The 19,173-nt window shown below is 68.3% G+C and carries 18 protein-coding genes; 11 read left to right on the top strand and 7 right to left on the bottom strand.

Annotation, left to right across the window (positions count from 1 at the left end; genetic code table 11):
* The first annotated feature begins 39 nt into the window (after positions 1-39).
* The 4 genes from pstB to R8G01_10520 are packed head-to-tail and all read left to right on the top strand — an operon-like array spanning position 40 to position 3,549.
* Positions 40-906 carry a phosphate ABC transporter ATP-binding protein PstB gene (gene pstB, locus R8G01_10535; protein ID MDW3214425.1) on the top strand — a complete coding sequence of 289 codons (867 nt, stop codon included), beginning with the start codon at positions 40-42 and terminating at the stop codon, positions 904-906.
* The gene (gene phoU / locus R8G01_10530) at positions 906-1,631 is read left to right on the top strand and encodes a phosphate signaling complex protein PhoU (protein ID MDW3214424.1); all 726 of its coding nucleotides are present in this window, start codon (positions 906-908) and stop codon (positions 1,629-1,631) included. Before pstB ends, phoU begins: the two co-directional genes overlap by 1 nt.
* A 2-nt stretch (positions 1,632-1,633) precedes the next feature.
* Positions 1,634-2,830: an ATP-binding protein gene (locus tag R8G01_10525; protein ID MDW3214423.1), complete on the top strand. Its 1,197-nt coding sequence runs from the start codon at positions 1,634-1,636 to the stop codon at positions 2,828-2,830.
* A complete protein-coding gene (locus R8G01_10520) occupies positions 2,827-3,549 on the top strand; it encodes a response regulator transcription factor (GenBank protein ID MDW3214422.1) in 723 nt (240 codons plus the stop codon). Before R8G01_10525 ends, R8G01_10520 begins: the two co-directional genes overlap by 4 nt.
* Here R8G01_10520 and R8G01_10515 read toward each other — a convergent pair.
* The 5 genes from R8G01_10515 to R8G01_10495 are packed head-to-tail and all read right to left on the bottom strand — an operon-like array spanning position 3,510 to position 9,602.
* Positions 3,510-4,673 (bottom strand): glycosyltransferase, encoded by a 1,164-nt coding sequence (locus R8G01_10515; GenBank protein ID MDW3214421.1) that lies wholly within the window; start codon positions 4,671-4,673, stop codon positions 3,510-3,512. The two genes, R8G01_10520 and R8G01_10515, sit on opposite strands and share 40 nt — an antisense overlap.
* Positions 4,674-4,677: 4 nt before the next feature.
* Positions 4,678-5,865 carry a glycosyltransferase family 1 protein gene (locus R8G01_10510; protein MDW3214420.1) on the bottom strand — a complete coding sequence of 396 codons (1,188 nt, stop codon included), beginning with the start codon at positions 5,863-5,865 and terminating at the stop codon, positions 4,678-4,680.
* Positions 5,843-7,150, bottom strand: coding sequence for a hypothetical protein (locus tag R8G01_10505; protein ID MDW3214419.1), 1,308 nt, complete (start codon positions 7,148-7,150; stop codon positions 5,843-5,845). Before R8G01_10505 ends, R8G01_10510 begins: the two co-directional genes overlap by 23 nt.
* Positions 7,147-8,628, bottom strand: coding sequence for a lipopolysaccharide biosynthesis protein (locus R8G01_10500; protein ID MDW3214418.1), 1,482 nt, complete (start codon positions 8,626-8,628; stop codon positions 7,147-7,149). The genes R8G01_10505 and R8G01_10500 overlap by 4 nt, the downstream gene beginning before the upstream one ends.
* On the bottom strand, positions 8,625-9,602 hold the full coding sequence (locus R8G01_10495) for a glycosyltransferase (GenBank protein MDW3214417.1): 978 nt from the start codon (positions 9,600-9,602) through the stop codon (positions 8,625-8,627). The genes R8G01_10500 and R8G01_10495 overlap by 4 nt, the downstream gene beginning before the upstream one ends.
* A gap of 175 nt (positions 9,603-9,777) precedes the next feature.
* Here R8G01_10495 and R8G01_10490 point away from each other — a divergent pair, with 175 nt between their 5' ends.
* Positions 9,778-10,959 (top strand): MFS transporter, encoded by a 1,182-nt coding sequence (locus R8G01_10490; protein ID MDW3214416.1) that lies wholly within the window; start codon positions 9,778-9,780, stop codon positions 10,957-10,959.
* Here R8G01_10490 and R8G01_10485 read toward each other — a convergent pair.
* A complete protein-coding gene (locus R8G01_10485) occupies positions 10,946-12,175 on the bottom strand; it encodes a zinc-dependent metalloprotease (protein ID MDW3214415.1) in 1,230 nt (409 codons plus the stop codon). The two genes, R8G01_10490 and R8G01_10485, sit on opposite strands and share 14 nt — an antisense overlap.
* A 58-nt stretch (positions 12,176-12,233) precedes the next feature.
* Here R8G01_10485 and R8G01_10480 point away from each other — a divergent pair, with 58 nt between their 5' ends.
* The gene (locus R8G01_10480; protein ID MDW3214414.1) at positions 12,234-13,253 is read left to right on the top strand and encodes an NAD-dependent epimerase/dehydratase family protein; all 1,020 of its coding nucleotides are present in this window, start codon (positions 12,234-12,236) and stop codon (positions 13,251-13,253) included.
* Here the strand turns inward: R8G01_10480 and R8G01_10475 are convergent.
* Positions 13,213-13,944, bottom strand: coding sequence for a hypothetical protein (locus tag R8G01_10475; protein ID MDW3214413.1), 732 nt, complete (start codon positions 13,942-13,944; stop codon positions 13,213-13,215). The two genes, R8G01_10480 and R8G01_10475, sit on opposite strands and share 41 nt — an antisense overlap.
* 72 nt (positions 13,945-14,016) lie before the next feature.
* On the opposite strand from R8G01_10475, the gene R8G01_10470 reads away from it, so the two are divergent.
* From R8G01_10470 to R8G01_10450, 5 genes are all read left to right on the top strand, one after another.
* Positions 14,017-14,514, top strand: a complete 498-nt coding sequence (locus R8G01_10470; GenBank protein ID MDW3214412.1) for a molybdenum cofactor biosynthesis protein MoaE — start codon at positions 14,017-14,019, stop codon at positions 14,512-14,514.
* On the top strand, positions 14,511-14,756 hold the full coding sequence (locus R8G01_10465; protein ID MDW3214411.1) for a hypothetical protein: 246 nt from the start codon (positions 14,511-14,513) through the stop codon (positions 14,754-14,756). The genes R8G01_10470 and R8G01_10465 overlap by 4 nt, the downstream gene beginning before the upstream one ends.
* A complete protein-coding gene (locus R8G01_10460) occupies positions 14,737-15,750 on the top strand; it encodes a rod shape-determining protein (protein MDW3214410.1) in 1,014 nt (337 codons plus the stop codon). Before R8G01_10465 ends, R8G01_10460 begins: the two co-directional genes overlap by 20 nt.
* Before the next feature lie 743 nt (positions 15,751-16,493).
* Positions 16,494-16,919 (top strand): hypothetical protein, encoded by a 426-nt coding sequence (locus tag R8G01_10455; GenBank protein ID MDW3214409.1) that lies wholly within the window; start codon positions 16,494-16,496, stop codon positions 16,917-16,919.
* The gene (locus R8G01_10450; protein MDW3214408.1) at positions 16,919-19,165 is read left to right on the top strand and encodes a xanthine dehydrogenase family protein molybdopterin-binding subunit; all 2,247 of its coding nucleotides are present in this window, start codon (positions 16,919-16,921) and stop codon (positions 19,163-19,165) included. The genes R8G01_10455 and R8G01_10450 overlap by 1 nt, the downstream gene beginning before the upstream one ends.
* Positions 19,166-19,173: the final 8 nt, after the last annotated feature.

Genomic DNA, 19,173 nt, shown 5'->3' with positions numbered 1-19,173 from the left:
AACACTGGAGCAAGGACACCAAGACAGATGGACGTGAACATGACCGAGGAAATCCGGAACCAGCACGCCCCGGCGCCCGACATCGGGCACGGAGCCACCGACGAGACCGCCGACCACAACAGCGTCGTGTTCGGGGTAGAAGACCTCGCGGTGTACTACGGCGAGTTCCTGGCGGTGAAGGAGGTCAACCTCGACATCCGCGAGAACGAGATCACGGCCTTCATCGGCCCGTCGGGTTGTGGCAAGACGACCGTGCTGCGCTGCTTCAACCGGATGAACGACCTGATCGAGTCGGCGCGGGTCACCGGCGGCCTCCGCTACCACGGCGTCGACCTCTACGACCCCAAGGTCGATGCGGTCGAGGTGCGCCGGCGGATCGGCATGGTGTTCCAGAAGCCGAACCCCTTCCCGAAGTCGATCTACGACAACATCGCCTACGGTCCCCGCCTGAGCGGGCTCGCCAAGAAGGGCCCGGAGATGGACGAGATCGTCGAGCGCTCGTTGCGCAAGGCGGCCATCTGGGACGAAGTCAAGGATCGTCTGAAGGAGTCGGCGCTCGGGATGTCGGGCGGGCAGCAGCAGCGCCTCTGCATCGCCAGGGCGATCGCGACGAACCCCGACGTGGTGCTGATGGACGAGCCGTGTTCAGCGCTCGATCCGATCGCCACCACCCGGATCGAGGAACTGATGCAGGAACTCAAGTCGGACTACACGATCGTGATCGTGACTCACAACATGCAGCAGGCAGCCCGGGTCAGCGACCGGACGGCGTTCTTCGTCACCGAAGTCAACGCCGAGAGCGACCGTCGAACCGGTCGGCTCATCGAGTTCAACCCGACGGCGAAGATCTTCTCCAACCCGGATGACGAGCGCACGGAACAATACGTGACGGGACGGTTCGGCTGATGAACGACCTTCGACATGAATTCCACAGCGACCTCGAGAGCGTGCGGAGTGAGATCGCCCGACTGGGCGCCTCAGTGGTGGAACTGATCCCGCGGGTCACCGGGATCCTGCTCCAACAGGACCTCGAGGGGGCCGAGTACGTCCTGCGCGGCGACGACGAGATCGACGCCAGGGCGATCGACATCGAGGAGCAGGCGCTCCGGTTGCTCGCGTTGCAGGCTCCGGTGGCCGGCGACCTCCGAAACCTCGCAGCTGCGTTGAAGCTGGCACCGGAGATCGAGCGTTCCGCCGACCTGTGTTGCAACATCTGCAAGGCGGCGCGCCGCATCTACGGACACGATCTCGACCCGAAGTTGCGCGGCATCATCCAGCGGATGAGCGATCAGGCGCAGCAGGAGTACAAGAACGTCGTCGAGGCGTACATGGCCAACGACGAGGTCGCAGCGGCAGCGATCCCGAACATGGACGAGTACCTCGACGACTTGCATCGCCAACTGATCCAGCAGATCTTCGAGAGCCACGCCGCCGGACACATCGACCTCCAGGTCGGGGTGCAGATGGCCATGGTCGCCCGGTTCTACGAGCGCCTCGGTGACCACGCGGTCAACATCAGTCAGCGTGTGCTCTACATCAAGACCGGATGGTTGCCCGAGCACGACGCGGCGCTCCGTCACAAGGCGCGAGTCGGTGCAGCGACATCCGCAGGGGACGAAGGCGCCGATTGACCATGCCGATGGCGGTCCTCATGGTTGCGGGGGCGGTCGTCGTCTTTCTTGCCGGGTGGTCGTGGGCCAGGGCGACCATGGCCGTGCCCCCGGGCGAGGGGGTCGTCACGGTGTCGCCGCCTCCGGCGGAGCCGACACTCTTCCAGCGAGCGCTCGAGCGCCAGCCGATCGGTGTGGTGATCGCCGGCAGCAACGGCGTGGTCGAGTACCGGAACCCGGCCGCCGAGGCGCTGGCCGGTACCCACGTCGGCGCCTTGATCGACGGCGCGGTCACGCAGCACCTCATGATCGCCGCCCGCGGTGCGCACAGCGACGAGGTGCTCGACTTCTTCGGTCCACCCCGCCGGGTCGTGCACGTCGTCACCGAACCGCTCGACGACGGTCGAGCGGTCGCGTTCGTCACCGACATCACGGAGCGTCGTCGGGTCGACCAGGTGCGCACCGACTTCGTGGCGAACGTCTCGCACGAACTTCGGACACCGATCGGCGCTCTGATGGTGTTGGCCGAGACGCTCGTGGGCACCGACGACCCGGAGATCGTCCAGCGGGTCGTCCGTCGGATGCAGGGCGAGGCCGATCGGGCGTCGCACACGATCGACGATCTGCTCGAGCTGTCGCAGATCGAGAGTGGTGAGCAGCGTGACTTCGGTCCGGTCCGGATGTCCGACGTGGTGATCGACGCAGTCGGTCGTGTCGCCGAACTGGCCGCCGCAAGCGACATCTCGCTGTCGACGCTCGATTCTGTCGGACCTGATGGACCGAACGCCGAACGCGCCGTCGTGCACGGAGATCGTCGCCAACTGTCGTCGGCGGTCGGCAACCTGCTGGAGAACGCGGTGAAGTACAGCGATCCCGGCGACGTCGTCCAGATTCGTGTTCGGCCGGATGCCGACACGGTCGAAGTCGCCGTCATCGACGAAGGTGCGGGCATCCCACGCCGCGATCTCGACCGGGTCTTCGAGCGCTTCTACCGGGTCGACCGGGCACGGAGCAGGTCGACCGGCGGCACCGGCCTCGGTCTCTCGATCGTGCGGCATGTCGTGTCCAACCACGGTGGGTCGATCTCGGTCGACTCGATCGAGGGTGAAGGTTCGACCTTCACCCTGCGTCTGCCGTTGCTCGACGCCGGCGTGAGCCATCAATCCGAGAACGACCAGAAGAACGACCAGAAGAACGACCACGAAGAAGGAGTCGCATGAGCCAGCCCACGATCCTCATCGTCGAAGACGAGGAGAGCTTCGTCGACGCGCTGCAGATCAGCTTGACGCGTGAGGGATTCGACGTCCACGTCGCCACCGACGGCGTGATGGCGCTCGAACGGTTCGAACAGGTCACCCCCGACCTGGTGCTGCTCGACGTGATGCTGCCACGCATCTCGGGCATCGACGTGTGCCGGCAGATCCGGGCGACGAGCGCGGTGCCGATCATCATGGTGACTGCGAAGGCGAGCGAGATCGACACGGTGGTCGGACTCGAGGTCGGTGCCGATGACTACGTCGCGAAGCCGTACCGGATCCGCGAGCTGATCGCCCGAATCCGGGCCCTGCTGCGCCGTTCGGCTGCGGACCCGACCGGCGAGCTCGAGATCCCGTCCGACAGCGCGATCCGGGTCGGCACGGTCGAACTCGACCCCGATGAACATCGCGTCACCGTCGACGGCGACGTGGTCTCGTTGCCGCTGAAGGAGTTCGAGGTGCTGCACCTGCTGCTGGCCAACGCGGGACGAGTGATGACGCGCGAGACGCTGATCGATCGGGTCTGGGGCGCGGACTACGTCGGTGACACCAAGACGCTCGACGTGCACATCAAGCGTCTTCGGTCGAAGGTCGAACACTCGCCCGGCTCCCCGCAGCGGATCGTGACGATCCGGGGGCTCGGCTACAAGTACGAGCGCCCGACCGTCGCCGCCTCCCGCTGAGCCCCGTCGGGCGTGCCCGACCGCAACTGCGCGAAGAGATCGAGGAACGAACCGGCGGCCACGTCCCAGTCGAACTGCTCGGCGTGTCGGCGGGCGTCGGCGCGGATCGTTTCCTCAGCCGTCGGCGACATCACGGTTGCCGCCAAGCGGGCGATCGCCGCTGCGAAGCCGGCCCCGGTCGCCGGCGCCGTGAGACCGACGCCGGTACCGATCACCTCGGGGAGCGCCCCCCGGTCGGCAACGACCACGGGCGTGCCGGATGCCAGGAGTTCGAGCGCGGCCAACCCGAACGTCTCGTTCGGTCCGGGAGCGATGCCGATGTCCGCATCGCACATCGCCGCTGCGACCGCCTGTCGATCGGCGCAATGACCGGCGAATCGGATCGGCAGACCATGTGCCGCAGCGACGAGCCGTCGTCGACGGGGGCCGTCGCCGAGCACGAGGTATTCGTGCTCCACCCCGCGCTCGACGAGGGCTCGACTCGTCTCGACCAGCAGGTGGGGCGACTTCTCGGGGGAGAGGCGGACCACCGAGACGAGGCGGAGCGGGCCGGGCCTCCGGCCGTTGGTCCGGGGTGTGAACCGCTCCAGATCGACGCCGAGCGGTATGTGCTCGATCCGTTGGCACGGCACCCCGTCGAACTCCGCGGCGGCGAATCGCGATGCGCACACGACGGCATCGACGTCGGCGACCAGGCAGCGGTCGAATCGGCGAACGGGAGCGCTCACCAACCCGCCGAGCCGGGTGACGTGCCCGAGCACGGCGTCGAGGCGTTCGTGGGACAGCAGCACGACCGATGCGCCGCGTCGTCGCGCCCGGCCGGCGGCACGCACGAGCGTCGTCTTGTCGGAGAGCTCGACGACATCGGGAGCAAGCCGCGTCAGGAGCCAGTCGACCCGCTTCACGTCGGTGACCACGCGATAGCCGCCGAGCCCGGGGATCACCGGCGCTGCGACGCCGATCACCGATCCCCACGCGGTCGCCGAGACGTGATGCTCGGCGGCCGGAACGATCAGTGTGCATCGATGTCCGGCCGACGCGTACCGGGTGGCGAGGGCGTCGAGGGCAGTGCGCAAGCCGCCGGACCGGGGCCCGTGGAAGTTCGCGAGCTGGACGATGTGCATGGTGTCAGGCGACGAACGAGTCGGCGTCGAGGTCCTCGCCCAGAGCCGCCGTGGCGGTCGTTCGGTAATGACCGAGCAACTCGTCCATGATCGAGCCCCACGGGCGATGTTCGACATCCGCGCGTGCTGCCGCACCGAATCGGGCACGGAGCTCGGCATCGCCGGCCAGCTCTGCGACCGCGCCGACGAGCGTCTCGGGGGCCTCCGGCGACCAGAAGTAGCCGGTCTGGCCGTGCCGAACGAGATCGATCGGGCCCCCGGCACTCGGTGCGACGGCCGCGACACCCGAGGCCATTGACTCCTGGAGTGCCTGGCAGAACGTCTCATCGATTCCGGTGTGGACGAACACGTCGAGCGTCGCGTGGAGTCGACTGAGGTCCGCCCCGTTCTGGAAGCCGACGAAGCGGGTCGTCGGGAGCTCCCGCTCGAGTTCGGCTCGCTCCGGACCGTCGCCGACGACGACCAGTCGCACGCCGTCGAGGTCGGCCAGCGGGGCGAGCCGCTCGACCTGCTTCTCCCGGGCGAGCCGCCCGATGTAGCCGACGAGCACCTCGGCGTTCGGGGCGAGGAACCGGTGCAGGTCGGCCGATCGGTGTCGTGGATCGAATCGTTCGAGGTCGACGCCCCTGGCCCAGTGATGGACGTTCGGCACGCCGCGGGTTCGCAGGGCCCACACGGTCGAGGTCGACGGGGCCAGCGTTCGGTCGGCCTGGCCGTGGACCCACCGCAGGTAGTTCCAGATGCCGTCCGAGACCCGTCCGAGGCCGTGCCGTCGTGCGAAGCCTGCCAGATCGGTCTGGAACACGGCCACGGTCGGCACGCCGAGCCGGCGGGCTGCCCTCAGGCCCGCCGCTCCCAGCACGGCCGGGGCCGCGAGGTGCACGACGTCGGGTCGGAAGTCGCGCAGCACCGACGTCAGACGCGCCAGTGGCATGCCCACCCGCAGATCCTCGTAGCGCGGCACGTCGAACGCTCTGACCCGGACGACGGGCACGTCGCCGTACCACTCCTCACCAGGGCCCGGTGCGATCACGAGCACCTCGTGGCCGTGTTCACGGAGGTGCTCGATCACTCGGAGCACCGAGTTGGTGACACCGTTCACCGACGGAAGGAACGACTCGGAGACGATCGCGACCCGGAGTGGACCGTCGGTGAGTCGGTCGAGGCGATCACGTTTTCGACGTTGCAGCATGGATTCCTTTCGTCGGAGCGACACGGGGGACGAAGAGCTCGACCCGGCCGGCGGCGAGCGTCAGCCCGATCAACAGATCGATGCTGCCGATCGTCAGGAAGGCGGTCATCGGAGCCGTGGCTGCGCCGAGCGTGACCGCGACCAGCGCACCACCGAAGTAGCTGAGGTTGTAGGCCGCGTCGTAGATCGAGAACACACGGGCACGGGCATCGCTCGCGATGTGGGCCTGCACCGTCGCATCGGTGCTCACCCGGAGGTTCTGGAACACGAAGAACGATGCACACACGGCGAGGGCGATGATCGGCGGCCACCGCATCGAGGTGATCGCGACGACCACGACGCCGGGGCACAGGAATGCGGCAATGGCCAGCCGCCGCGAGCCGAGGGTGCGGGCTGCGGCCGGTGCCGTGAGGGTGCCGGCGAACGAGCCGATCCCCGAGACGCCGAGCGCGAAGATGTAGGCGTCGGACCCCATGCCCAGCTCGGAGGCGGCCAGCAGGACGAACGTGACGAACAGTGCGCCGAGCAGGCTGCGATGCAGGCTCGTCAGCACGATCGCCAAACGCGTCGGAGCCGACGTGACGAGTCGGCCGAGCCGGCGGGCGATCTCGGCGATCGACGCATCGGGGCCTGTTGAACGCCCACCGAGCCCTCGTGGGAGCGTGACGAAGCCCGCTGCGCCGATCAGCTGACCGCAGCAGGCGATCGTGAGCATCAGCACCGGGGCGCCGTCTGCGCCGAGTGCTCCGAACGACGCGCCGAGCAGGACGGCGAGCATGCCGACGAGCAGCGAACGGGCGTCGGCCTCGACGAGTCGGCCCGACGCGGCCACAGCCGGCAGCGAGGCGGCCCTGAGCGTGTAGACGAGCCGAGCGAGCGAAAGGAGCAGACCGCCGGCCACGAGTCCGATCGCCCTGTCGTCGAGAGAGATCGCCATGATCGCTGCCAGGGTCGTCACCGCACGGGCAAGGTGCGCGCCGCCCAAGAGTCGCCGGCGGCTCCAGCGATCGGCGACGACGCCGGACAGGGGTCCGACGATCGCGTACGGGACAGCGGCCACGCCGAGGGTGTGGATCAGCGCCTGCGGGTCGAGCCCGTCGTCGTCGCCGGTGATCAACAGGCGGGCGAGGACGATCGCCGTGATCGCGTCGGCGGCCTGGCCGACACTCTGACTGGCCAGGAACTGGAACAGCACGCCGGGCTGGCGCCGTGAAGTGACGACGCGGCGCCGAGGTCGGTGCGGCATGACCTTCTGTCGACGTTGGACGCGGGTGCACTCGGTCATGTCGGGACTCCTGGTCGAGCACGTCGGTCGGGGAGCTCCGGCGCGGTGACGGCGGTGGGCGGCGCGGAACCGGGTTGTGTTCGCCACCACCGAAGGCCGCTCGTGAAGACGGCGACGAAAATGGCCAGCTTGATGATCAGTCGCGCGGCCACCCCGTCGGTCCACAGGTCGGCCGTGACTTGGGCGACAACGGCCGCCAGCGTGGCGATGGCGACACAACTCAACCACGCCCGCCACGCGAACGCGTCGCGAACGGGGACCTCGAGCGCCGCAGCGATGAACCGGAGCGCGACCCACCAACCGATCCCGCTCGCGATCACGGTGCCGATCGACGCTCCGGTCATGCCGCCGAGCCAGGCGCCGAACCCGGCGAGCAGGACGTTGCTGCCGAGCGTGATCGATGCGACGACGAGGAGGTCACGCGTGCGTCCCGCCGCCCGCAGGAGCATCCCGTACTCGGCGACCCGGTGCAGCGTGACGAACGTGAACAGCTGGAACGGCACCACGCCCGTCGAGAACTCGCTGGTGAACACGACCGTGAGGAGTTCGGGAGCGATCAGGATGATGGCCGTTCCGAGGGGGACCACGATCGCGGACATCGTCATTGTCAGGTGGAGCCAGTGCGCACGCGCAACGCCGATCTCACCGTGCTGGAACGCCCCGATGAGCGCCGTGACGAGCGCAGTGCCGCCGGCGTAGGGGAGCACCGCGAGGAGGGGAACCTCCTGGGCGGCGATCGCATACACGCCGAAGTTCCCGGCGTCGAACACGGCGATGAACCACTTGTCGACGAGCCGGTTCAGGATCGAGACGGTTGCCGTGAGCCCGAGCGGGATGCTGTACAGCAGCTGGCGGGCGAGCACCGCGGTCGGCGCCCGCCCGCCGCGGGGCAGCACGCTCCAGACACACCAAAGGCCCCCGACCAGCCGGGCGGTCCCTGAAGCGATCAGGCCCCCGAGCACACCGCCGGCTCCCGACCACATCGTGGCGCCGACGACGGTGGACACGATCACGAGGGCGGTGCCGGCGACGTCCCAGAGCGCCGCGGAGCCGAATCGCTGGTCGGCGACCAGCGTCATCGCAACGCTCGCGGCTGGTAGCTCGAGCGCGATCGCCAGCCCGAGCCAAGGGAGGTGAGCGGCGTCGCCGAGCCGACCGCCGGAGACCAGCGGGGCGGCGGCGGTGAGCAGGACCGCGATCGCGACACCGACGACGAGCAGCAGGGCGATGTTGCGGAGCACGAGACTCCGTCGAAGTTCGACGTCGACCCGTGGGACGACGTACAGGAGCCCGTGGTGGAGGTGCAGCGAACCGATCACGGTCGCAGCCAGGTAGATCGAGAGGAGGAACGACGTCTCGTTCCACTCCGTCGGGCTGAGGATCCTGACGAGGACGACGGCCAACACCAACTGGGTCGACTTGACGGCCGCCTGGCCGGCGGCCAGCATCCCGGTGCGCCGAACGAACGCACTCGTCACCGGACGAGCATCCGGTCGTCCGACGTTCGACGCATCTGTTCGCGAACCCGCCGAGCCTCGCGCCAGAACGGCTCGGAGCGGTTGACGAATCGCACATCATCGCTCCTGAGCTCTCGGAGCAGGCGTCGGTGGTTGCTCGCGACGTAGTGCATCACGTGGGCGTCCGGCGGCAGGGTGAGCGTACGATCCTCGAAGCACCGGAAGCTCTGTCCCGGCGGCACGGCGTAGTACCGCGACGGTGGGTGGACCGTGACCGTCGCCGGGTGAGAGCGGGCGACGTCGTCGAGCAGCGAGGGGCCGAGTGCGTACCGGACCGTGGGGTCGGTGTCGAGCGCCCCGTCGAGCGCCCGGCGGACGAACGACGATCCGGCGGGTGCGCCGATCACCGCGTTGTTCACCTGGTGCCGCACGCCGACGGGGGGCCGGGCGGCGAGGCCGATCGAACCGTGCGTCAGCCTGCAATCGAGGCGCCGGCCCGTCCAGTCGACTGCCCAGGGGATCGCTCTGAGCGCCTCCCGAGTGCCGAACGCGCCGGCGACTCGACGTCGATTCTGGCCCCAGACCAGTTCGCACCCGACGAACGAACCTGCCTCGCCGGGGCGAGTCAGGCGCCGGCGTACGAGCACGTCGGTGTCGAGGTAGATGCCGCCGCGCTCCCACAGCACCGCCAGCCGGACGAGGTTGCTCACTGCGGACGCCGCACCGTCGGGGATACGGGCGACGAGGTCGAGGAGCGGGCCCTGTCCCGTCGGGCAGCGCTCGAACAGCGTCGGGAGTGTGTACCACCTGGTGGTCACCTCGGGGCGGCGCCGCACGGCCTCGAAGTCGACGGTCGTCGGCGGCTCGCCGACGATGTGGATTTCGATCGCAGCATCCGGTTCGGCCACGATCGCCGACTCGACGGCGAGGCGCGCATGATAGGGGAAGTGACGCCCGGTCCAGACGAAGTGGATTCGCAGCCGACGTTCGGTCACGGCACGAGTGTCTCGTCCTCAGATGAACGACACGTGTGGAGTTTCGAACCTCGACATGGAGACTTGATCGCCACTCGGTGACGTTCCGGTGGCGCGACGACCACGTCCGATCGACGGGAGGGCGAACACGAGGTGATGACGCCTCGCCGACTCCCACGGTCCTACGATCGCTTCCGTGACGCGCCACGGACGATCTCGGTTCCAGCGCCTCGCCTTCACACATGCGGCGATGATGGGCGGCGAAGCCGCGATGGTCGTCGCCCTCGCCGACTCGTTCTTCTTCGACGTCGACCCCAATGGTGCGCGCTCCAAGGTGCTCGCCTTCCTGCTGGTGAGCTTCGCGCCGTTCCTGCTCGTGGCCCCGATGATCGGACCGCTGATCGATCGGGTGCGGGGCGGTCGGCGGTTCATCGTCCAGGTGGCCGCAGCCGCCAGGATCGTGATCCAGCTGCTGATGATCCGCTTCGTCGACGAGATCGCGCTGTTCCCGCTGGTGTTCGTGGCGCTCGTGCTGCAGAAGACGTACGTGGTCTCGAAGTCGGCGCTCGTACCTGCGGTCGTGCGCAGCGAGACCGAACTGGTGGAGGCCAACTCGAAGCTCGGACTGATCGCCGGTGTCGCCGGTGCGATCGCGGTCGCTCCGGCCGCGGCGTTGCAGTTCGGGGTCGGCACGGCGGCCACCCTGGTCTACGGCGCCGCGTTGTTCGGCGTGGCGCTGTTCACCTCGTTCAGCCTGCCCCGCGAGCTGGTGATCCGGCCCGACGCACCGTCCGCGGCGAGTGCCGAGGCCACGACGACGAGCCTGCAGTTGGCCTGGGTGGCGATGCTCATCCTTCGTGGCGCCGCGGGCTTCATGCTGTTCCACCTCGCCTTCCTGTTCCGTGGGGAGGGCGATGACGACAAGTTCCTGCTCGGCGTCGCGGTGGGTATGTCGTCGCTCGGCACGATGGTGGGCAACGCGAGCGCACCCCGGCTGAGGCGTGTGATCCACGAGGAGCGCATGATCACGCTCGCACTCGGTCTTCCGGCCGTCGCCGGACTCGTGGCCGCGGTCATCGGCGGGTCGAACGCAGGCATCGCCGTCGCGGCCGTCGTGAGCTTCGCTGCGGCGATCTGCCGGCTGTCGTTCGAGAGCATCGTGCAGCGTGACGGACCCGAGACCAACCGTGGTCAGGCGTTCGCCCGGTTCGAGACGAGGTTCCAGCTCGGTTGGGTGATCGCCGCGGTGCTCCCGGTGCTGCTCGAGATGCCGGGAAGCGTGGGGTTCATGCTGGTCGGAGCGGTCTGTGCCGCCGCGGTCGTGAACTACGTGGCCGGGATCAACGTGCCGCCCGGCGCGCCGATCAGTCGCCGCTGACGCGAGCGATCCAGAGCCCCGGCGCCTCGATCTCGTTGGGTGTCGGCATCGAGTCGGGCAGATCGAGCAGGCGGGTGAGTTCGTGTTCGCCGACCCGGTCGACCACGCCTTGGACGAACGACTTGCCGCGCACGACCTGCGACTCGCCGACACGGATGCCGAGCAGCCGCTCGACGAACTGGTCGTCGGGCGTCGACCCGGAGCGTTGGCGCCGCACCGCGTCGGCGATTCGCAACGCGTCGCCACCGACGACCCGGACGGCGACCGCGTCGACCACCCAGTCGGTGTAGCCGACGACCGCAGCGACGGCGGCATCGAGTCGGGGCTGGAGCTCTCGTTGCGCCGGGGATTCGACCGCACCGAGCAGGATCTCGGGATCGGAGAACGCCTGCTGCAGTGCCTGCATCGGGTCGTCGCCGCCACCGAACGGATCGAACCCGCCGAGTTTGTCGGCGATGGCCGACGGGTCGGGTCGGAAGCCGCCGACGTGGGCCCGCACCAGGCTGGTCAGTTCGTCACGCAGATGCGGGATCGAGAGGACTCGGAAACCGGAGAGCTCGTGGGCGAGTACCCAGAGTCGCATCTCGTCGAGCGGGATCTCCCACTGGGCGGCGAACTCGTCGATCGTGCGCCCGACGAGCACGACCTCGTGCCGGTCACGTGGAATCGGAAGATCGAACAACCCGAACACGCGTTGCGACAGGGTGCCGACCATCGACCCGACCGACATGCCCATCATCGCCGGCGCCATCATGCGGTTGAGGCCGGCCATCATCTGCATCATCGGGTCGCCGGATGCGTCGGTGTCGTCGCCGCCGGGCTGCTGCCCGAGCGAGGTCGCCATGTCGGTGAACAGCGGTCGATAGGCGTCGAGTGTCTCCGCCGCCCACTGGCTACGCGTGACGACACGCGGCTCGGGGAACTCGGTGTCGGCCCCGGTGACGTCGTTGACGTGCATCGCCGCGATGCGAGCCAGATCGGTGAAGGCGATCCGTGCCGTCGGATCGACGTTGTGCTCGGCCTCGCCCTGGGTGGCGCCGAGCATCGCGAACTGGCGGGCAGCGTCCCAGTTGAGCGGCCCTTGGCCCTGCAGCGCCTTGGCGAGATCGCCGAACATGGGCATCGCCGCGAACGGGTTGAGCGAAGGGTCCGGCGCTCCGTCTCCGCGCTCGTCGTCTCGATCGTCGCTCGGGAGGTTGTCGGGGCCGTCGGCCATGCCATCGATGCTACGGGTCGGCGGATGGTTTGCCGCGCGGGGGAGTAGCGTCGCCGACGTGGCAGGAGCGATGCTCGACCGACCGCGACGGAGGGTGTACGTGCGTGGGGTGCGTGGACACCTGGGTTGGCGCGTGGCCGACCAACTCTCGGCCCTCGACGGCTTCGACGTCGTGATCGCGTCCGGTGACTCACCCGCAACGCCCGACATGGGACCGTTCGACACGATCGTCGATGTGGGGATCGCCGACCACGACGTGCTCGGTCAGCGCGGCGCGAGCGTCACGGCCGGCGCCACCGAACTCCTGACCGACGCCGCCGTCCTCAGTGCGACACATCTCGTGGTGCTGAGTTCGGCGATGGTGTACGGAGCGGTCGCCAACAACCCGGTGCCGCTGACCGAGGCGGCCGTGCTGCGTCCCGAGCCGGCGTTCGTCTACGCCCGACAGCTCGCGGCGGCGGAGGAGACGGTCGACGTGTGGCGGGTCGCCGAGCCCGATCGCAGCGTGGCGATGCTGCGTCCGGCCGTACCGATCGCCGCCGACGGGACATCGTCACTGGCGCGAGCGCTCACCGCCGGCTACGGGCAACCGTTCGGTGAGTCCGACCCCGACGCCCAGTTCGTCCACCACGACGACGTCGCGAGTGCCGTCGCGCTCGCGGTGACCGAACGACTCGACGACGTCTACAACGTGGCCCCCGACGGCAGCATCCCTGGCGACCGCGTCCGTGCACTGACCGGCCAGCGTTTCCGCCTCCCGCTGCCATCGAGGGTCGCCGACGTCGTCGGCCGTCTGAGGTGGCGTTTCCAGCGCGGTCCGATCCCGCCAGGTCTCCGCTCGTACACGCGTGCGTCGTGGGTCGTCGCCAACGACAAATTGAGGGCGGCCGGTTGGGTGCCGACCGTGACCAACGAACAGGCCTACGTCGAGGGCACCGAGGCCAAGTGGTGGACCATGGTGACGCCGAAGCGCCGTCAGGAGTTGGCGCTCGGTGCGATGATCGGCGGCGCGGTGGTCGCCGGCGTGGTGGCGACGCTCATGGGACGACGCTGGTGGCGTCGTCGAGCGCTTCGCTGACCTCGATCAACCAGACCCGCTCGGAATTCCGTTGCCGGCTGCAGATGCCGACGAGATGGCCGTCGCGGTCGACCACCGGCGTGCCCTCCTCGACCGCCAACGTGTCGACATCGTCGAACTCGACCGTGATCGGGGGCGTCGCCATCACGGTCACAAGCTCGCGCCCGCTCGGGCGATCGCTGGCGATCGCGTGGCCGGGTTCGGCGTTCATGAGGGCCACGACGACGGTGTCGCCCGAGGCGGTGACGATCGATCCGGCCGATGTCCGGCCCGACGGGAGTCGTACGTCGATGATGGTCCGCTCGGTACCGGCCAGGCTGGCTCGCGTGACGAGTGCGAACCGTCCGTCGCCGATCGGCGTGGCGAGTACACCGTCGGGCTCGGCGCGGAGCCCGACCCGGTCGGTGGCCACGGGCTCGAGCGAGGCGGCGGACACGGAACGGCCGATGCCCTGTGCGGCGGCCGACGGCGTGGTGCTGGCGATCAGCGCGATCGGCGAGTCGGACGGCTTCGGGGTGATCGCGATCATGAGCGCACCGACGGCGATCAGCCCGAGTGCGCCGGTCGTCAGGGCCAGGAATCGGGCACCGCGCGGCGACGGCTCGGCGACGAGCAGCGCACGTTCCTGGGCGGCGACTTCCGACGGGTGTCGCCACGTTCGTTCGTGAGGGGGTACGGGTCCTGGCTCCACCGAGAGGAGATCGTAGTGAAGACGCAACGGACACGGACGTCGCGCGCCAGCGCGCACGGCTACGATGCCGATGTGCAACGACCTGACTCCGGCGACGATTGGCTCGGTCTGACCGACGCCGAGCTGCCGATCGGCGAGATGTACGAGTGGTGTGTCCGACCCGACTGCGGCGCCGTCGTCCTGTTCAGCGGCACCGTCCGCGACCACGCCGAAGGCCGCTCCGACGTGATCCAACTCGAATACGAGGCGTACGACGAGATGGTCGTCCCGAAACTCGCCGAGATCGTCGCGGAGACCCGTGCCCGCTGGTCCGACGTCGGCCGCATCGCGCTGGTTCATCGGATCGGTGTGCTCGGTCTCGGAGAGAGTTCGGTCGTGGCCGCCGTCTCGGCGCCGCACCGTCCCGAGGCATTCGCCGCCGCACGGTTCGCGATCGACGCCCTCAAGGTCTCGGTGCCCGTCTGGAAGCGTGAGATCTGGGAGGGCGGCTCCGATTGGGGCACCAACGCCGCCGATCTGGTCGACGCCGCCGAGGTCCGTTCCGCCACGGGCCGGGGAACCCCGGAGTGACCACCACGACGATCGTGGTGCTGATCTCGGCCGTCGCGGTCGTGATCATCGTGGCGGCCTTGGTCAGGTCGCGTCGCGCCAACGACGGCGTCGATTCCTTCCGTCGCCAGATCGACGCGCTGTCACCCGAGGCGCGCCGGCCGGTCGTCGACCAGGTCCAGAACGCAGCAGGCCGGCACGCGTCGCCCGACGATGAGGTCGACGACGATGCCGACGACGAGGATGGTGCCCGTGGCACGTGACCTCGCAATCGATCTGGGGACTGCGAACACGCTCGTCTACATGAAGGGTCGGGGCATCGTCCTCAACGAACCCTCGGTGATCGCACTCAACCGGCAGACCGGCGAAGTGCTCGCGACCGGCCGCGAGGCCTGGCAGATGATCGGCCGCACACCCGGCTACATCGTCGCCGTGCGGCCGCTCCGTGGTGGGGCGATCACCGACTTCGAGATCACCGAACGCATGATCCGGCTGCTGCTGCAGCGAGTCGGCGTCAGCCGATTCACGCGACCCAAGGTGGTCATCTGCGTACCGTCGGCGATCACCGAGGTCGAACGGCGCGCGGTCACCGACGCCGCTCGCCGTGCCGGCGCCGCCGACGCCAACCTGATCGAGCAGCCGATGGCCGCGGCGATCGGCGCCGACCTGCCGATCGACGAGCCGGTCGGCAACATGGTCATCGACATCGGCGGCGGCACGAGCGAAACCGCGGTCATCAGCCTCGGCGGCATCGTCGCACTCGAGGCGGTCCGCGTCGGTTCGTTCGACATCGACGCCGCGATCCAGAACTACATCCGCCGCGAGCACGGCATCGCCGTCGGCGAACGCACCGCGGAAGAGATCAAGATGGCGATCGGCTCGGCCGATCCCACGCCGCAGGAATCCCAGGCCGAGGTCCGCGGACGCGACCTCATGAGCGGTCTGCCCAAGACGGTCATCCTCACGCCCGAAGAGGTCCGTTACGCGATCGAAGACGTCGTGTCGTCGATCGTGTCGTCGGTGATCCGCTGCTTGTCCAAGGCGCCGCCCGAGCTGTCGCAGGACTTCCTGGTGCGCGGCATGTACCTCGTCGGCGGTGGTGGCCTCCTGCGCGGACTCGCCGAGCGGATCGAACGCGAGACCGAGGTGCCCGTGCGGATGTCGAACGTGCCGCTCGAGGCCGTGGTGCTGGGTGCCGGTCACGTGATCGAGCACTACGACGCGCTCAAAGGCATGTTCATGGGCGCCCGCCGCTGAGCTGAGGCTCTGAGTCGGGTCGGCGAGCTCTCCCAGCCCTCGAAGTGCGGCACACCGAGCTCCCCATCTGTCGAGCGACCTCTTCGACTTCGGCGGCCGGCAAGGCAAGGTGCGACGAACGCGGTGGGCCGCCGGGCAGTCCGAACTACGACAGGACGGCCTTTCTCGCGGCCATGCTGGCCGCCGACGACAAGAATCCGTTGGCACCGAACGCGGGCGCTGTCATCGAGGCGGCCTCGCCCCCGACGTGGACGGTCGCTCGACTCCGAGCGTCTCGTGGACGAGGCTTCCCGCTTCGCCCGTGTCACACGACAGTCTCGCGAGCAGCTGGTGGCAGAATGCGGCAGCGTGACGGTCGGCGCGCTCGAGGCGCTGTGGTGGGGCCAAAGTCAGTGCTGTGGGGAGATCGAGATCGGAGCGCCTCCGGAGTCGCAGATGTGTGAGAGATCGATCGCTGAGCACCGATGAAGCATCAATCTCATCGCCGTCATCGCCGTCATCGCCGACGGAGCTGAGCGGGCTGCGGGGAACACCAGGGCGACCGCGGCGTCGCCGCTTGGTCGGAAAGGGGCCTCGGGTGTCGTCAGCGCCGCTGCGGCGAGGTTGACGTTGCAGACCGAGTCGTTCCTGTCCTTGACGAAGCGTCAATATCGCAATAATTTAGATATTGCCGATACTTCGGTGTCGGCGCGTTCGCGAATTGTTGCGCACCATGCTCGACCGGTGTGCAACAACATGTTCCTTTGGATGTGAACGAGCTGGCGGCCGATCGTGCCGACCGATTCCGGACTCCACGAGACACCGATGCCGACCACCGAGACGAGGAGCCAGGATTGCAGATGTACGACACCATGACGCGCGGTGCCCGCAATAGGTTCGTGATCAGTCACACCCCGTTCACTGGGTCTGGCGATCTCGATCACGATGGGTTCAGGGCCCACCTCGAACGGTTCCGCGCCGCGGGTGTCGCGGTGTACGTGGGAGGGAGCGGCAGCGAGGCGAACCTGACACCGGAGCCGGCGATGGACGTGGTCGAGGCCTACGAATCGGGTGCCTTCGTCAGTGCCCATGCGGCGTACCACCCCATCATGAAACCGATGGAGCATTCGTGCGGGGTGCTCCGAACGCTCGACATCGCCGCGCTGCGCGAGTTCGAGGCGTCGGGCTGATGGCGACGAGATCACCGTTGACGTCCGCGCGACGGGAGGATCCAGCTCTGCTTCGGGGTGAGGGAACATTCGTTGCCAACCTGGTCGGTCCGGATGCAGCTCACGTCGCGTACGTACTGTCGCCGGAGGCACACGGCCGGATCCTCTCGATCGACGTCTCGGAGGCGTCGATCGAGGGCGTGCTCGGTGTCTTCACTTTCGAGGACATCGACATCAAGATCTATCCACATCCGTTTCCGGGGATGAATCCGGAGATGATCCGCCCGATGCTGGCACACGACCGTGTGCGTTTCGTCGGTGAACCGATCGTCGCCATCGTCGCCGAGACCGCGGCCGTGGCGGCCGACGCGACACAACGTGTCTTCGTCGACATCGACCATCTCGATCCATTCGTCGATCTCGAATCGGCAGGCGAGGCGGGAACCACGCTCTTCCCCGGAATCGCCGACCCGGTCGCCTTTCGATGCGCCGTCGGAGACGAGCCCGACTTCTCGACCTGCGATGTCGTGGTCCGTCAACGCCTCGTCAACCAGCGAATTTCTGCCGCGCCCATGGAACCGAGGTCCGGTCTGGCGTGGTGGGAGTCCGGTCGCCTCGTGCACTACTCCGCGAGCCAGGCGGTCCACGAGAATCGTTCCCTCCTCGCCGAGCTCTACGAGCTCGAACCTCAGAATGTTCGCGTGGTCTCCCCCGATGTCGGGGGCAGCTTCGGAGCGAAGTTCCGGGCCTATCCGGAAGAGGCACTCCTCGGCTGGTTCGCACGACGTTTCGACCGGCCGGTGGCCTGGACCGAGACACGATCGGAGAGCATGGTCGGTCTGGGGCATGGTCGCGGCCAGATCCAACATGTGACGCTCGGAGGCCGTCGTGACGGCACGATCGAGAAGTACTCGAACCATGTCCTGCAGGACACCGGCGCCTACCCGCTGATCGCCGCGTACTTGCCGCGGTTGACCATGACGATGCTCACCGGCGTCTATGCCATCGAGGATGCGGCCTTTGCCGCTGAATCGTTCGTGACGAACACGACTCCGGTCGGTGCGTATCGCGGAGCGGGTCGGCCGGAGGCGACCACGGCGCTCGAACGCGCCGTCGACATGTTCGCTGCCGAGTGTGACCTCGATCCCGCCGATGTCCGCAGGCGCAACTTCGTGCCGAGCGATGCGTTCCCGTACCGCACCGCGAGTGGAGCCGAGTACGACAGCGGCGACTACCACGCGGTGCTGGAAGCCGCCCTTGACGCGGTCGACTACGACAGCATTCGAGCGCAGCAGCGGGACCGTCGGGCGGCGGGTGCGACCGTACAGTTGGGAGTCGGTATCTCCTCGTACGTCGAGGTGACCGCATCCACCCCTGTTGCCGAGTTTGCCTCGGTCGAGCTCCGATCCGACGGTACCTTTCGTGCTGTCAGCAGCGGAACACCGCATGGCCAGGGGCACGCGACCGTATGGGCAGGAATCATCGGGGGCAGGCTCGGCGTTGCCGACGATCGGATCGATGTGGTCACATCGGATACCGACCAGGTGCCCTACGGGGTCGTCACCGGCGGCTCGCGGTCGGGTCAAGTCATCGGATCGCTGGTCGACGACGCGGCGTGTCGGCTCGTCGATTCCGCCCGCTCGGCGGCGGCGGGCCTCCTCGAGGCAGCCGTCGACGACGTCGTACTCGACCTCGAATCGGGATCGTTCCACGTCGCCGGATCGCCTTCGATCAGCATCGGCTGGGCCGAACTGGCTGCCGCCACCGGGCCATTGGTCGAGGCCGCTGACGTCGACCTGCAGGGCAGCACCTTCCCGTTCGGGGCCCACATCGCCGTCGTCGAGGTCGATACCGAGACGGGTGGAGTCGACGTCGCGAGGTTCATCGCCGTCGACGATGCCGGTCCGATCCTGCACCAGGCCATCTTCGAGGGGCAGATCCACGGGGGGATCGGCGGAGGCATCGCTCAGGCGCTGATGGAAGAGGTGATCTACGACGCCGCCGGCAACCCGCGTACTGCGAACTTCGCCGACTACTCCGTGATCTCCGCGCCCGAGCTTCCGAGCTTCGAGTTGATTCCGAGCGTGACACCGACACACAAGAACCCGCTCGGAGCGAAAGGAGTCGGCGAGTCGGGAACCGTCGGGAGTACGGTCGCGGTCCAGAACGCTGTCGTCGATGCGCTCACCCACCTCGGTGTCAGACACATCGACCTGCCGCTGACCGCCGGTCGGGTCTGGCAGGCGATCACCGACGCACGGACCTGATTCGCAGC

This window comes from Ilumatobacteraceae bacterium (genome assembly GCA_033344875.1).
Lineage (GTDB): Bacteria > Actinomycetota > Acidimicrobiia > Acidimicrobiales > Ilumatobacteraceae > Ilumatobacter.
This window is presented reverse-complemented; position numbering and strand designations above follow the sequence as displayed.